12 protein-coding genes are annotated in these 13,541 nt (G+C 65.0%); 6 read left to right on the forward strand and 6 right to left on the reverse strand.

Translation table 11 applies throughout. From position 1 onward, the window contains the following. From ASC94_RS06510 to rpsL, 4 genes are all read right to left on the reverse strand, one after another. The coding region (locus ASC94_RS06510) for a GTP-binding protein (RefSeq protein WP_229417188.1) at positions 1 to 255 on the reverse strand (255 nt) is incomplete at its 3' end. A 74-nt stretch (positions 256 to 329) separates the two neighbouring features. Next, positions 330 to 2,435, reverse strand: coding sequence for an elongation factor G (gene fusA / locus ASC94_RS06515; RefSeq protein WP_056392506.1), 2,106 nt, complete (start codon positions 2,433 to 2,435; stop codon positions 330 to 332). Positions 2,436 to 2,546: 111 nt separating this feature from the next. Next, a complete protein-coding gene (gene rpsG, locus ASC94_RS06520; RefSeq protein WP_008444271.1) occupies positions 2,547 to 3,017 on the reverse strand; it encodes a 30S ribosomal protein S7 in 471 nt (156 codons plus the stop codon). Between the two features lie 115 nt (positions 3,018 to 3,132). Then, complete coding sequence (rpsL, locus tag ASC94_RS06525; protein ID WP_056392507.1) at positions 3,133 to 3,516, reverse strand: 30S ribosomal protein S12; 384 nt, start codon at positions 3,514 to 3,516, stop codon at positions 3,133 to 3,135. Positions 3,517 to 3,784: 268 nt separating this feature from the next. Between rpsL and ASC94_RS06530 the strand changes: the two genes are divergently transcribed. The 4 genes from ASC94_RS06530 to ASC94_RS06545 all read left to right on the forward strand — a co-directional run bounded on the left by ASC94_RS06530 (position 3,785) and on the right by ASC94_RS06545 (position 9,461). After that, on the forward strand, positions 3,785 to 4,741 hold the full coding sequence (locus tag ASC94_RS06530; RefSeq protein WP_056392513.1) for a GlcNAc-transferase family protein: 957 nt from the start codon (positions 3,785 to 3,787) through the stop codon (positions 4,739 to 4,741). Between the two features lie 85 nt (positions 4,742 to 4,826). Further along, positions 4,827 to 6,758 (forward strand): phosphoethanolamine transferase, encoded by a 1,932-nt coding sequence (locus ASC94_RS06535; protein WP_056392514.1) that lies wholly within the window; start codon positions 4,827 to 4,829, stop codon positions 6,756 to 6,758. A 118-nt stretch (positions 6,759 to 6,876) separates the two neighbouring features. After that, positions 6,877 to 8,331: an FxDxF family PEP-CTERM protein gene (locus tag ASC94_RS06540; RefSeq protein WP_082616308.1), complete on the forward strand. Its 1,455-nt coding sequence runs from the start codon at positions 6,877 to 6,879 to the stop codon at positions 8,329 to 8,331. Next, positions 8,328 to 9,461 carry a DUF1624 domain-containing protein gene (locus tag ASC94_RS06545; RefSeq protein WP_056392519.1) on the forward strand — a complete coding sequence of 378 codons (1,134 nt, stop codon included), beginning with the start codon at positions 8,328 to 8,330 and terminating at the stop codon, positions 9,459 to 9,461. Before ASC94_RS06540 ends, ASC94_RS06545 begins: the two co-directional genes overlap by 4 nt. Positions 9,462 to 9,482: 21 nt before the next feature. Here the strand turns inward: ASC94_RS06545 and ASC94_RS06550 are convergent, their stop codons facing one another. Further along, complete coding sequence (locus ASC94_RS06550) at positions 9,483 to 10,406, reverse strand: LysR family transcriptional regulator (protein ID WP_056392522.1); 924 nt, start codon at positions 10,404 to 10,406, stop codon at positions 9,483 to 9,485. Between the two features lie 103 nt (positions 10,407 to 10,509). Between ASC94_RS06550 and ASC94_RS06555 the strand changes: the two genes are divergently transcribed. Both ASC94_RS06555 and ASC94_RS06560 read left to right on the forward strand, forming a co-directional pair. Continuing rightward, positions 10,510 to 10,956, forward strand: a complete 447-nt coding sequence (locus tag ASC94_RS06555) for an ester cyclase (RefSeq protein ID WP_056392524.1) — start codon at positions 10,510 to 10,512, stop codon at positions 10,954 to 10,956. A 20-nt stretch (positions 10,957 to 10,976) separates the two neighbouring features. After that, positions 10,977 to 11,897, forward strand: a complete 921-nt coding sequence (locus ASC94_RS06560) for an NADP-dependent oxidoreductase (RefSeq protein ID WP_056392526.1) — start codon at positions 10,977 to 10,979, stop codon at positions 11,895 to 11,897. On the opposite strand, the gene ASC94_RS06565 is transcribed toward ASC94_RS06560, so the two are convergent. Beyond that, the gene (locus ASC94_RS06565; RefSeq protein WP_082616310.1) at positions 11,878 to 13,491 is read right to left on the reverse strand and encodes a hypothetical protein; all 1,614 of its coding nucleotides are present in this window, start codon (positions 13,489 to 13,491) and stop codon (positions 11,878 to 11,880) included. The genes ASC94_RS06560 and ASC94_RS06565 overlap by 20 nt on opposite strands. Between the last annotated feature and the right edge of the window lie 50 nt (positions 13,492 to 13,541).

The following is a 13,541-nucleotide window of genomic DNA, read 5'->3' on the forward strand; positions in this document are numbered from 1 at the left end:
GTGGCCTGGGCAGTCAACGTGCGCGTAGTGACGCGAAGCGGTTTCGTACTCAACGTGCGCGGTGTTGATGGTAATGCCGCGTGCTTTTTCTTCTGGTGCTGCGTCGATCTGGTCGTAAGCTTTAGCTTCGCCGCCGAATTTCTTCGACAGAACGGTTGCGATTGCTGCGGTCAGGGTGGTTTTGCCGTGGTCGACGTGACCGATGGTGCCAACGTTGACGTGCGGCTTAGTCCGCTCGAATTTACCTTTTGCCATTTTATTCTTCCTTAGAACAAGATTTAAAGTTGCCCGGCCGGAGGGATCACCCCTCGGCCGGTCAATTCATTATTTTACTTCGCTTTAGCGGTAACGATTGCGTCGGTTACGTGCTTAGGCGCTTCCGAGTAGTGCTTGAATTCCATCGTGTAGGTTGCACGGCCTTGCGTTGCGGAACGCAGGGTGGTCGAGTAACCAAACATTTCCGACAGAGGCACTTCGGCTTTGATGATCTTGCCGCCGCCGCCTGGGATTTCGTCCATGCCCTGCACCATACCACGGCGGGACGACAGGTCGCCCATCACGGTACCGGCGTAGTCTTCCGGCGTTTCCACTTCCACTGCCATCATTGGTTCCAGGATGACTGGAGCCGCTTTACGGCAGCCGTCCTTGAAGGCCATCGAAGCAGCCATGCGGAACGCGTTTTCGTTCGAGTCCACGTCGTGGTACGAACCGAAGAACAGCGTTACCTTCACGTCCACCACTGGGTAGCCGGCCAGCACGCCGGTAGGCAGCGTTTCGCGCACGCCTTTTTCCACTGCAGGGATGTATTCGCGAGGAACGGTACCGCCCTTGATCGCGTCAACGAATTCGAAGCCCTTGCCCGGTTCTTGCGGTTCGATCTTCAGAACCACGTGGCCGTACTGGCCGCGGCCACCGGATTGCTTGACGAACTTGCCTTCGATTTCTTCGCAAACCTTGCGGATGGTTTCGCGGTAGGCAACCTGTGGCTTACCAACGGTCGCTTCCACGCCGAATTCGCGCTTCATACGGTCAACGATAATTTCCAGGTGCAGCTCGCCCATACCACCGATGATGGTCTGGCCGGATTCTTCGTCGGTCTTCACGCGGAACGACGGATCTTCCTGTGCCAGGCGGTTCAGCGCCAGACCCATTTTTTCCTGGTCGGCTTTGGTCTTCGGCTCAACAGCCTGCTGAATCACTGGCTCTGGGAACACCATGCGTTCCAGCACGATGATCGACGATGGATCGCACAGGGTTTCGCCGGTGGTCACGTCTTTCAGACCCACCGCAGCGGCGATGTCGCCGGCGCGCACTTCTTTGATCTCTTCGCGCTGGTTGGCGTGCATCTGCAGAATACGGCCCAGGCGCTCTTTGCGGCCTTTTACCGAGTTGTACACGGTGTCGCCCGAGTTGATGGCGCCGGAGTACACGCGGAAGAAGGCCAGCTGGCCGACGAACGGGTCGGTCATGATCTTGAAGGCCAGCGCCGAGAATTTCTCGTCGTCGGCAGCTTTACGCGATGCAGGCTCTTCGTGCTCGTCGGTACCGGTCACGTCTTCGATGTCGACTGGCGATGGCAGGTACTCGATCACGGCGTCCAGCATGGCCTGTACGCCCTTGTTCTTGAAGGCGGTACCGCACAGCATAGGAACGATTTCGGAAGCGATGGTGCGGTCGCGCAGCGCTTTCTTGATCTCGGCTTCGGTCAGGTCGCCTTCTTCCAGGTACTTGTTCATCAGGTCTTCGGTCGCTTCGGCAGCGGCTTCCACCATCTTCTCGCGCCACTCGGCAGCCGAGTCAGCCAGCTCTGCAGGAATGTCGACGTAGTCGAACTTCATGCCCTGGGACGCGTCGTCCCAGATGATGGCTTTCATCTTGACCAGGTCGATCACGCCTTTGAAGTTGTCTTCAGCGCCGATAGGGATCTGGATCAGGACCGGGTTGGCCTTCAGGCGAGCGCGCATCTGCTCGTAGACCTTGAAGAAGTTGGCGCCGGTACGGTCCATCTTGTTGACGAAGGCCAGACGTGGCACTTTGTACTTGTTGGCCTGACGCCATACGGTTTCCGACTGAGGCTGTACACCGCCCACTGCGCAGTAAACCATGCAAGCGCCATCCAGCACGCGCATCGAGCGTTCAACTTCAATGGTGAAGTCAACGTGGCCCGGGGTGTCGATGATGTTGATGTGGTGCTCAGGGAAGTTGTTCGCCATGCCCTTCCAGAAGCAGGTGGTCGCTGCGGAAGTAATGGTGATGCCGCGCTCTTGTTCCTGCTCCATCCAGTCCATGGTGGCGGCGCCGTCGTGCACTTCACCGATCTTGTGGTTCACACCGGTATAGAACAGCACGCGCTCGGTGGTGGTGGTTTTACCAGCGTCGATGTGAGCGGAGATACCGATGTTGCGGTAGCGCTCAATGGGGGTCTTGCGGGCCATAATAGATCCTAAATCTTTTAATGGACAAAACCGGACGCCATTTTTTCCAAAATGAGCCCGGCTTCGAACAAATGATTAAACGGCCGGAACACCAGATTCCGGCCAGTTTTATTAGAAGCGGAAGTGCGAGAACGCCTTGTTCGCTTCAGCCATACGGTGCACTTCGTCACGCTTCTTCATTGCACCGCCACGGCCTTCGGCCGCTTCCATCAGCTCACCGCCGAGGCGTTGTGGCATGGATTTTTCGCTGCGCTTGTTCGCAGCTTCGCGCAGCCAACGCATGGACAGAGCCATACGGCGCACTGGGCGGACTTCAACCGGCACCTGGTAGTTTGCACCACCGACGCGACGGGATTTCACTTCAACCAGCGGCTTGGCGTTGTTGATCGCGGTAGCGAACACTTCCAGCGGATCTTTGCCGGACTTGGCGGCGATGTGCTCGAAAGCACCGTAGATGATGTTTTCAGCGACGGACTTTTTGCCCGACAGCATCAGCACGTTAACGAACTTGGCGACATCGGTGTTGCCGAATTTTGGATCCGGCAGAATCTCGCGCTTGGGTACTTCACGACGACGTGGCATATCAATTCCTTTCAATCTTCAGTTGAGCGTGCGGCGATATGTTCCGCAGCTCGCGGATCACCATCATAGTGGTCCACTTACTCGGTCAGTACGACCGATACATGTGCTTTTTGTATTACTTCTTGCCAGCTTTTGCGCGCTTGGTACCGTACTTCGAGCGAGCTTGCTTACGGTCTTTAACGCCCTGGGTATCCAGTGCACCGCGAACCATGTGGTAACGCACACCCGGCAAGTCTTTTACACGACCGCCGCGCAGCAGAACAACGCTGTGCTCTTGCAGGTTGTGGCCTTCACCGCCGATGTACGAAATCACTTCGAAACCGTTGGTCAGACGCACTTTGGCGACTTTACGCAGTGCCGAGTTAGGCTTCTTAGGGGTGGTGGTGTACACACGGGTGCAAACGCCACGTTTTTGCGGGCTGTTTTCCAGCGCCGGCGATTTGCTCTTCACGCGCAGCGAAACGCGTGGGTTGCGAATCAATTGATTGATGGTTGGCATCGTTGTTAATCCAACAAAATTACTACCGTTGACAACCCGGACAAGCGTCCGGGGGCTAAAACCTAGTCTCAACTTGCTTCACCGGGGCACGAACAGCCACCCACCAGGAGCGGCCTGCAAAATGCGTATACGATGCGCAGAGTAAATTGAGAACTCGCGAGTATAGACCGGTAAACACCTGCAGTCAAACCCTTTCGCCGCCGGGAAGCCTGCCACTGCGGCATTTCGGCAGCATACCTGCAGTGGGGAAACTGTTACCATTTCCACCATGGCGAACCAGAATATCTTCGTCAGCCTGGCCTCCTACCTGGATCCCATGCTGTTCTTCACGCTCAACGAGGCGGTGGCCAAGGCCACCCATCCGGAGCGGCTGCGCTTTGCCGTGGTGGACCAGCATTATGCCAGCCAGCGCGCCGCCATCGCCGCGCTGCCGTTCGCCGGCCTGGTGCGCTATGTGCACGTGCAGGTGCAGGACACGCTGGGCGTGAGCTGGGCCCGCAACCTGGCCTTCTCTTTATATGACGGCGAGCAGTACCTGCTGCAGATCGATTCCCACACCTGCTTCGAGCCGGGCTGGGATGAGTCGCTGCGGCGCCAGCACAGCCAGCTGCTGGAGCTGGCGCCCAAGCCCGTGCTGAGCACCTACCCCTACCGTTTCGACATGGTGGACGGCGTGCCGCACTATACCCCGCCCGAGGGCAAGACCGTGCTGGTGCTGCGCCCGCATCCGGACACCCCGCTGGTCCCCGGCGGCGATGTGGTGCTGCGCTTCATCGCCAGGCACCTGTTCACCGACCGGCCGGTGCCGGCCTGCCACATCGCGGGCGGCTTCGTGTTCTGCCACGGCAGCTTTGTCGACGAGGTGCCGTACGACCCCTATTTATACTTCCACGGCGAAGAGCAAAGCCTGGCGGTGCGGGCCTGGACCCGCGGCTGGGACATCTACCACCCGCTGCACGTGCCCCTGTACCACTTGTACAAGGCGCCCAACACGCCGCACGACAGCCACCACTGGCACGGCGAGGTGGACCGGCTGCGCGCCTTCAGCGGCGCCTACCTGACGGTGCGCGCGGCCGAGCGCCTGAAACGCCTGCTGTGCGGCGACGGCCTGCCCGGCGCCTGCGGCCTGGGCAGCGAGCGCACGCTGGCGCAGTATGCCGCCTTCAGCGGCATCGACTACCGCAACGGCACCGTCAGCGACCCTTTCCACGGCCAGCTCTGCTAGGGCGGGCCGGGCCGGCGGCAATAAAGCGCTCGCCGCGCGGCGCAAAGGGCCGGATAATGGGCAACTTTTTTTCATTTTCCGTGTCATGCGTCTTCTGTTTCGCCCCACCGCCCCTCCCGCCAGCGCCTCCCTGGGCGCCCAGGCTTTCCTCCTGCTGAGCTACCTGGCCCTGTCGGCCGTGCCCTTCGTGCCCCTGCTGCTGGGCAAGCCGGTGGACGCGCCGTGGCAAACGCTGGGCATGGAAGTGGTGGCGTGGATCGCCGTGTGGGCAGTGTTCAAGCGCCCCGCCTGGTTCCACTGGCTGCTGCTGCCGGCCTTCCTGGCGCTGCCCACCGAGGTCTATCTGATTGTGTATTACGGCCAGGGCATTTCCACCCACCACCTGGGCATCATTGCCGAGACCAGTCCCAAGGAGGCGATGGAATTCCTGGGCCGCACGGTCTACCTGATGGCAGCCGTGCTGGCCGGCGTCATCGTCTGGTTCGGTGCCGCCTGGTACGTGGCGGTCAAGACGCGCGCGCTGGCCTGGAGCGACGTGTCGCGCTGGGTGGCGCTGGGCATCGTGGCGGCGCTGGCTTGCGTGGCCGGCTATGGCTGGGAGTTCGGCGTGGCCGGCAAACCGGCCGTCAAGCACGCATCGGCCCCGGCATCGGCCCCGGCGGCCAGCGTGCACGCCTCCGGCTTCGGCGACGGCGCGTCGGCCGAAGTGGAGGACGCCGAAGAGGAGGAAGCAGCGAGCGCCTCGGAAACCGGCGCCGTTGCAGCGGCCGGGCGCAGCGGCTGGAAGCTCGCGCCGCTGGCCTGGTGGGCCAAGGTGCCGGTGGACTTCGCCGCCTTCGCCAACACCTGGCCGTTCGGCCTGATGGCGCGCGGCGTGGACTTCTACCACGAGCGCCAGCACCTGGCCGAACTGGGCCGCACCAGCAGCAGCTTCACCTTCCACGCGCGCCAGGCCGAAGGCAACGACGCGCCGCAAGTGGTGGTGATGGTACTGGGCGAATCGTCGCGCTACGACCGCTGGAGCCTGAACGGCTACACGCGCGAGACCAATCCGCTGCTGGCCAAGGAAGGCAACCTGGTGGCGCTGCGTGACGTGATCACCTCGGTTTCGGCCACGCGGCTGTCGGTGCCGGTCATTATTTCGCGCAAGCCCGCCATGCAAAGCCTGAAGGACGGCTTCGCGGAAAAATCCTTCATCACGGCCTACAAGGAAGCCGGCTTCAAGACCTACTGGCTGTCGAACCAGATTTCCTTCGGCCAGTTCGACACGCCGGTTTCCGTGTTCGCCAAGGAAGCGGACGTGATCCAGTTCCTGAACCTGGGCGGCTTCACCAACAACTCCAATTTCGACCAGGTGCTGTTCGATCCGCTCAAACACGCGCTGGCGGACCCGGCGCCGAAAAAGCTGATCGTGCTGCACTCGCTGGGCAGCCACTGGAACTACAGCCAGCGCCATCCAAAGGAGTTCGACAAGTGGCAGCCCTCGCTGTACGGCATCAACAAGCCGGCCTACACCGACCTGAAGATCAAGCCGCAGCTCAACAACAGCTACGACAACTCCATCCTCTACACCGACTGGTTCCTGGCGCAGGTGATCGGCACGCTCAAGGCGCAGCAGGCCGCCGCGTCCATGCTGTATGTGGCCGACCACGGCCAGACCCTGTACGACGGCACTTGCCGCCTGGCCTTCCACGGCCACAACACGCAGTATGAATTCCACGTGCCCGCCTTCGTCTGGTATTCGGACCAGTACGGCGAACGCTACCCGGACAAGGTCCAGCAGCTGGCCAAGCACAAGAAGGCGCGGCTGGCGACGGAAAACATGTTCCACACCCTGCTCGACATGGCCGACATCCGCTACCAGGGCGAGCGGCTGGAGTGGAGCTTCCTGAGCGCCAAGTTCAAGCAGCACAAGCGCTACGTGGACAGCTACGGCTGGACCAATTACGACAATGCCATCATCAAGGGCGACTGCCGCGAAGTGATCGACAAGAACAAGCCGCTCAAGCAGGACTGAGCGCTGCGCGCGCGCCACACGGCCGTTGGATGGCTGAACAAAACGTGCTCTAATGTGAGCTGGATTGGTTGCATATTTCTTAATGTTAAATAATTTTTACTAACAATAAGGGGCAAACATGAAAGCGGCAACATTCGCACGCATGGCGGCATGCGCGGCAGCAGCATGCGCGGCAGCACTGGCGCCCGCAGGCGCCTTGGCTGGATCAGCCAGCGCATCGCTGGGCGGGCTGGTATTCCAGCTGGTGGACCTCAATCCCTCCGACGGCGTCACGCCCTCCATGGTGTTCGACAGCCTGACGGACGCCGAACCGGGCATGTCATACGACCAGCACACCCCGGACAGCTATGTCTACGGCTATTCCGAGGAATACGGGGTGCTGTACCAGCCAGGCGCCGGCGGCTACACCGAGACCCGGGTCGCCACCGACGCCCTGAGCAGCGCCGCGCAGGTGGGCCTGCCCGGCGCGCAATTCCAGGCAGTCGCCAGCTGGCATCTGAAATACACGCTGTCGCCCAACACTGCGCTCATCACCATGATGACGGCCGCCGTCGGCGTGGTGCCGGAAGGCAGTTATGCGCACAGCCGGGTGGAGTTCCAAAATGAGCTGGAAAACGGCAGGCGATCCTTCGGCGCGCTGCGCACCAGGGAGAATGGCCTGCCCGACACTGCGCAAGGAACGCTATATGGCAGCGTGCGCAGCGACGCCACCAGCCTGGTCGGCCACTTCACCATGAGCGCGCGCGCCACCGCCAGCGCGCCGGCCGTGCCTGCGCTGGGCGCAGTCAGCCCGGTCCCGGAGCCGGCCGAATGGGCCCTGCTGCTGGCCGGGCTGGCGGTGCTGGGCTGCCTTACGCTGCGCCGGCGCCAGGCCGGCCCGGCGCTGCTACGCGCGCTGTCGTTCGCCGGCCTGGCGATGGCAGGCGGCCATGCGGCGGCAGCACAGAACGCCAGTTTAAACATCGGTTCCTGGGAATACCGCCTGATCGACCTGGCGCCGCAGGATGGCATCGCCCCGCTGCTCAACTACACGCCGGGCGGCGCCAGCCTTACCAGCAGCATCTACTACACCCCTAACGACCAGCTCAAGGACACGGCCGGCCTGCCCATCAGCTACAGCGACCGCTACGGCCATGCATCGGCGCTGGTGACGACGGAAGGCATGGCCCTGAGCAGCCAGTCGAGCCGGCAGCTGCTGGCCAGCGGCATCCAGGAACTGCTGTTCACCCTGACACCGAACACGCTGGTGGAGTTCACGGTGCTGGGGCATACCGAACTGAAGGTGGACAAGCCGACCTACGCCTACACCCGCACCTTCATGAATCTCACGCTGCTATCGGACCATGCCATTAGCTCGGCCAGCGACTTCACGGAGCTGAAGCAGAGCGGCGCGCGCGACTTCACCTTGTCCGGCGTGCTGGTCTCGCAAGACGAGGCTGCTACCGGGACCTTGTCGCTGATCGGCAGCGCGGTTGTGTACGCCGTGCCGGAGCCGGCCACTTGGGGCATGCTGCTTGGCGGGCTGGGCGTGGTCGGCATGGCCGCGGTGCGCCGCCGTACAGCCGCCCCATGACCGCTGCCGCCACGGCCCGGCTCACCTCCATCGACATGCTGCGCGGGGTGGTGGTTGTGCTGATGGCGCTGGATCACACGCGCGATTTCTTCGGCCCGGCAGCGTTCGCGCCGGACGACCTGGCGTCCACCACGCCGGCCTGGTACTGGACCCGCTGGATCACCCATGTGTGCGCCACCGTGTTCGTCCTGCTGGCTGGCACCTCCGCCTGGCTGCGCGGTGCGAGGAGCGCCTGCGGCGCTGCGGCGGCGGGGCCGGCGCTATCTGCGCTGTCACGCCACCTGGCCACACGCGGCCTCCTGCTCCTGCTGCTGGAAGTAACCTGGATTAACTTCAGCTGGCAGTTCGGCTACTACCTCATCGTGCTCCAGGTGATCTGGGCGCTCGGCATGGGGATGCTGCTGCTGGCCGTGCTGGTGTGGCTGCCGCGCTGGGCAGTCGCGCTGGTGGCGGCACTGCTGATCTGCGGTCACAACGCGCTGGATACCTGGCGGCCCGGCGGCCCGGTCTGGCAGGCCCTGCACCAGGGCGGCTACCACCCGCTGAGCGAGCGCTTCGGCATCCTGTTCGTGTACCCGCTGCTGCCCTGGCTGGGACTGATGGCGGCCGGCTACGCGATCGGACCCTGGTTCGCCGCCGGCGTTCCCGCCCGCCAGCGCCAGCGCCGCCTGCTGGTCGCGGCCGCTGGCCTGCTGCTGGCCTTCCTGCTGCTGCGCGCCGCCAACGTGTACGGTGATCCCGAGCCCTGGTCGGTGCAGGGGCGCGGCTGGATGTTCGACCTGATGGCCTTCATGCGCGTGCACAAATACCCGCCCTCGCTGCAGTACCTGCTGGTAACGGGCAGCCTGGGCCTGGCGCTGCTGGCCGCGTTCGAACGCGTGCGGCCGGCCGGCTGGGTGCAGCTGTTCGGCCGCACGCCGCTGTTCTTCTATACCGTGCATGTGGCCCTGATCCACATGCTGGGCAACATCTACTTCCATCTGCGTTTCGGCGCCGTGCCCGAATTCAACGGCCCCGTCCCGCGCATCCCTGACGGCTACCAGCCCTCGCTGGCGGTGGTCTACGCGGCCTGGCTGTGCATGCTGCTGCTCATGTACGGCCTCACCCGGCTCTGGCTGCGCCTGAAATAAGCGGCACGGGCCGCCGGCATCTCATGGTTCGCGCGCGAACTGTCCGCTGGTGCGGACCATGAGATCGCGCAGCCAGCGCTGCGCGGCCTGGCTGTCGTTGCGGCGGTGCCAGATCATGTGGAAGGCGATGTCCGGCAGCGGCACGGGCGGCGGCAACATCAGCAATTCGCCGGCCTGCGCCGAGTGCAGCGCCACCCGCCGCAGCAAGGTCGCGGTGTAGCCAGTCTGGCGCAATATGGCGGGCACGGCGAACATGTGCGGCAGCGTCAGCCGTACGTCGCGCTTCAGCCCGCGCTCGGCGAGGACCTGGTCGACCAGGCCGTGCCTATTGCCCTCGGGCGACACCAGCACATGGCCCAGGGCGAGGTAAGCGTCCAGGTCCATCTTCTTGTGCGCGCGCCGCTGGCCGCTGGCCACCAGCGTAACGAAGCGGTCGCGGAGCAGCTCGCGGCTCAGGATGCGGCTTTCCTGCACCGTCGGCGCGACGCCGATGGCCACATCCACCTTGCCGGCGTCCAGCAGCGCCACCGCCTCGTCGCGGCCGGTGAAGGCCTGCACCTCCACACGCACGCCCGGCGCCTCCTGCGCCAGCGCACCCAGCAACTGCGGCAGCAGCACAAAAGCCGGGTACTCCGACACGCCCACGGTAAAGGTCAGCGCGGCGCTGTGCGGTGCGAACTGCGCGGCGGGCGCGAAGACTGTTTCAATCTGCAGCAGCGCGCGCGCGATGGGTTCCGCCACCTCGTAGGCGCGCGGTGTCGGCAGCAGGCCGCCGGTGCTGCGCTGGAACAAGCGGTCGCCGAGCAGCGTGCGCAGGCGCGCCAGCGCCGCGCTCATGGCGGGCTGGCTGACGTTGACCCTGGCGGCCGCGCGCGTCACATTGCGTTCCTGCATCAGCGCGTTGAACGCCGCCAGCAGGTTCAGGTCCACCCCATTGAAATCCATATTTTGTATATTGCGATATAGGCTGTATTTGTTGGATGGATTTTAGCGCGTCCCCATAATGTCCTCAAGCGCCGCAAGTGCCGGCGCACCACCAGAGGAAGCCATGAACCAGAACCTATCCCAACAGCCCGACAGCCGCCTGGCCGCCGAGCGCCGCGCGGTCGAGCGGCTGTACGCCGCATTCAACCAACAAGACCCGGACCTGCTGGACACCGCAGTGACGCCGGACTGGAACGACATCCCGCTGGCACCAGGCCAGGGCCCGGGGCCGGAAGGCCTGAAGCCCATCATCCGCAGCTTCATCGCGGCGCTGCCCGACGTGAAGATCACCATCCAGGACCTGGTCCAGCTGCCCGGCAAGATCGCCGTGCGCGGCGAGATCAGCGGCACCCACCGGGGCGAACTGTTCGGCATCGCCCCCACCGGCAAGGCGGTCAGCTTCCGCATCCACGAGTTCCATGAGCTCGACGGCGAACGCATCACCACCACTTGGCACATGGAAGACTGGTTCGGCCTGTTCCTCCAGCTTGGCCGCTTCCCTGCCCTATGAACCAGGCGACAGGAGACACCATGCAAGCAGCAATGATTGAGCAGTTCGGCGCCACCGCCGGCACCGCGCTGCACCAGACCGCCCTGCCGCCGCACGCGGCGGACGAGGTGGTGGTGCGCGTCGAAGCCGCCGGGGTGAATCCCCTGGACGTGAAGATGGTCGCCGGGTATATGCAGCAGGTCTTCCCCGCCGCGCTGCCCTACATTCCGGGAACGGATTTCAGCGGCGTGGTGGCAGCGGTGGGCACGCAAGCCGCAGGCCTGCAGGTGGGCGACAGGGTGGCTGGCCGCAAGCCTCCGGGCGCCGGCGGCGCCTTCGCCGAGTACACGCTGGCCACGGCCGCCTCACTGGTGACCATCCCGCACGAGATGAGCTTCGAGCAGGCGGCCGCCCTGCCGACCGGCTTCGGCACCGCGCACCAGGCCTTGTTCGGCACGGGGAAACTGCAGGCCGGCCAGCGCGTGCTGGTGCATGCGGGCGCCGGCGGTGTGGGCGGCTTCGCGGTGCAGCTGGCCAAGCTGGCCGGGGCCCATGTCGCGGCGACGGCGTCGGCCGGCAACCTGGAGCTGGTGCGGCAACTCGGCGCCGACGACGCGATCGACTACCGCACCGACGACTTCACGCGCCTGTCCGGCTTCGACCTGGTGCTGGACACTGTGGGCGGCGACACGCTGGCGCGCTCCTGGCAGGTGCTGCGGCCGGGCGGCACGCTGGCGAGCATCGTCGATTTCGCGATCGCGCCGCGCGATGGCCGCCACGGCGAAGCCGTCTTCTTCGCCGACGCCACCGATGCGCTGCGCGAAGCCGTGACGCTGTTCCGCGCCGGGCGCCTGCACATCGTGATCGATGCGCTATATCCGCTGGACCGGGTACGCAGCGCGCTCGACAAGGTCGCCGCCGGCCACGCGCGCGGCAAGACCGTCATCCGCGTTCCGCACTAGCCGGCTCCACGGCGCCCGCCAGCACGTGGCCGCAGTCCGCCGGGTGGGCCAGGTAGTCGCCCAACCAGGCGTGCACTTTGCCGGCTTTCGATTCGATGGCGGGGCCGAAGCCGCGCTGGGCCAGCAGTGCCAGGCCGTTGGTATGAGCCAGCACGCCGGGACGCACATGCAGCCGGCCGTCGTCGGCGCAGACGCACAGCGGCGCCAGGCGGTGCGCCAGCAAGGGCGCCAGCACGAGGTTGTGCGAGGACACCACCACCGTGCCGTGCTGGGCCAGCGTGTCCAGCACGGCGGCGGCGGCGGAGACGGATTCCAGGTGGTTGGTGCCCCGGAAGATTTCATCGATGATGAACACGGCGCGGCCCGCGCAGGCCAGCGCCAGCAGCTCATGCGCGCGCCGCAGTTCTGCGATGTACAGGCTTTCGCCGCCGGCCAGCGAGTCTTCGCTTTGCATGCTGGAGTAGACCGGCAGCAGCGGCACGCTGGCGCGCTGCGCGTAGCAGAAGCCGAAGGCGCGCGCGGTGACCAGGTTCAGGCCCAGGGTGCGCAGCAAGGTGCTTTTGCCGATGCCGTTCTTGCCGGAGATGAAGGCGCCCTTGCCGTCTTCGCCCAGGCCGAGCGTGAGCGGCATGGCTGGTTCGAGCAGGGGATGCACCACGCCGTCCAGCTGCAAGGCCTCCCCGGGTCCGCACGCCGCGGCCCAGCAGGCCACCGGCACGGTGCGCAGTTCGCGTGCCAGGGCCAGATCGGCATCGAGGCCGGCGACCATGCGGTAGCTGTTGCGCAGGAAGGCGCGGTTGGCCAGGAACAGGTCGCGGCCGGCGAAGTAGCGGCGGATGTTGGACAGGCCGATCCACTCGCCGTATTCCTTCAGCGCGGGCACCAGGCGCTCCAGCGGCGAACGGCCCAGCTGGCGGCTCAGCTTGCCGGCTTGCGCCACGCCCGGACGGAACGCGGCGGCAATGTCCGAAGCGGCGGCGGGGACGCCGGCGGAGAGCGTGCCGAGCAGGCTGTGGGCGCGCAGCTGGAATTGCAGCGTGCGCACCAGGCGCTCCCATTGCTGCGACCGGTCGTAGTATGTGACCTGGACGGCCATCAGCAGCGCGCAAAGGCAGAGCGCCAGCACGCTGAGCGGCCACCAGAGCAATGTCAGGGGCAGCGAGAGCAGGAAGGCGGGCGGCAGCCACTTGAGCCAGCGAGTCCAGCGCGGCGCGGGGGCCGGGCCGGCGCCAAACAGCAATTCGGCGATTTCGGCCTCGGCGCAGCGCAGGTCCGCGCAGGCGGTCTGCAGCGCGGCGGCTGCGGATTCGTCGGCCAGCGCGCGCAAGCGGGCAACGGTGCCGGCGCCGGAACCTGTGGGGACCGCGCCGCTGTGCAGGCGGCGGTGCAGCTCCTGCTGGCCGAAGATGCTGGTGCCGCGCGCCAGGCGGCCGGCGTACTGGTCGAGCAGCATGTCGTCCCACGTCTGCCGGTCCACCAGCGCAGGCGCAGCGCCGTCGGCGGCCGACAGCACGCTGGCGTACATGGCCACGTCGCTGCGTGCAAAGGGATAGTCGATTCGGGGAGCGCTGAAGCCGGCCAGCAATTTGAACATGTCCGCACGTGAGGTGATGGAATTCCTGGCAAGTTGCGGCGCTTGCCAGG

Origin of the sequence: Massilia sp. Root418 (assembly GCF_001425265.1) — a bacterium.
GTDB lineage: Bacteria > Pseudomonadota > Gammaproteobacteria > Burkholderiales > Burkholderiaceae_D > Rugamonas.

Coding starts and splice junctions, on each gene's coding strand:
- fusA (WP_056392506.1), bottom strand. CDS start 2,435: ATGGCCCGCAAGACCCCCATTGAGCGCTACCGCAACATCGGTATCTCC.
- rpsG (WP_008444271.1), bottom strand. CDS start 3,017: ATGCCACGTCGTCGTGAAGTACCCAAGCGCGAGATTCTGCCGGATCCA.
- rpsL (WP_056392507.1), bottom strand. CDS start 3,516: ATGCCAACCATCAATCAATTGATTCGCAACCCACGCGTTTCGCTGCGC.
- ASC94_RS06530 (WP_056392513.1), top strand. CDS start 3,785: ATGGCGAACCAGAATATCTTCGTCAGCCTGGCCTCCTACCTGGATCCC.
- ASC94_RS06535 (WP_056392514.1), top strand. CDS start 4,827: ATGCGTCTTCTGTTTCGCCCCACCGCCCCTCCCGCCAGCGCCTCCCTG.
- ASC94_RS06540 (WP_082616308.1), top strand. CDS start 6,877: ATGAAAGCGGCAACATTCGCACGCATGGCGGCATGCGCGGCAGCAGCA.
- ASC94_RS06545 (WP_056392519.1), top strand. CDS start 8,328: ATGACCGCTGCCGCCACGGCCCGGCTCACCTCCATCGACATGCTGCGC.
- ASC94_RS06550 (WP_056392522.1), bottom strand. CDS start 10,406: ATGGATTTCAATGGGGTGGACCTGAACCTGCTGGCGGCGTTCAACGCG.
- ASC94_RS06555 (WP_056392524.1), top strand. CDS start 10,510: ATGAACCAGAACCTATCCCAACAGCCCGACAGCCGCCTGGCCGCCGAG.
- ASC94_RS06560 (WP_056392526.1), top strand. CDS start 10,977: ATGCAAGCAGCAATGATTGAGCAGTTCGGCGCCACCGCCGGCACCGCG.
- ASC94_RS06565 (WP_082616310.1), bottom strand. CDS start 13,491: ATGTTCAAATTGCTGGCCGGCTTCAGCGCTCCCCGAATCGACTATCCC.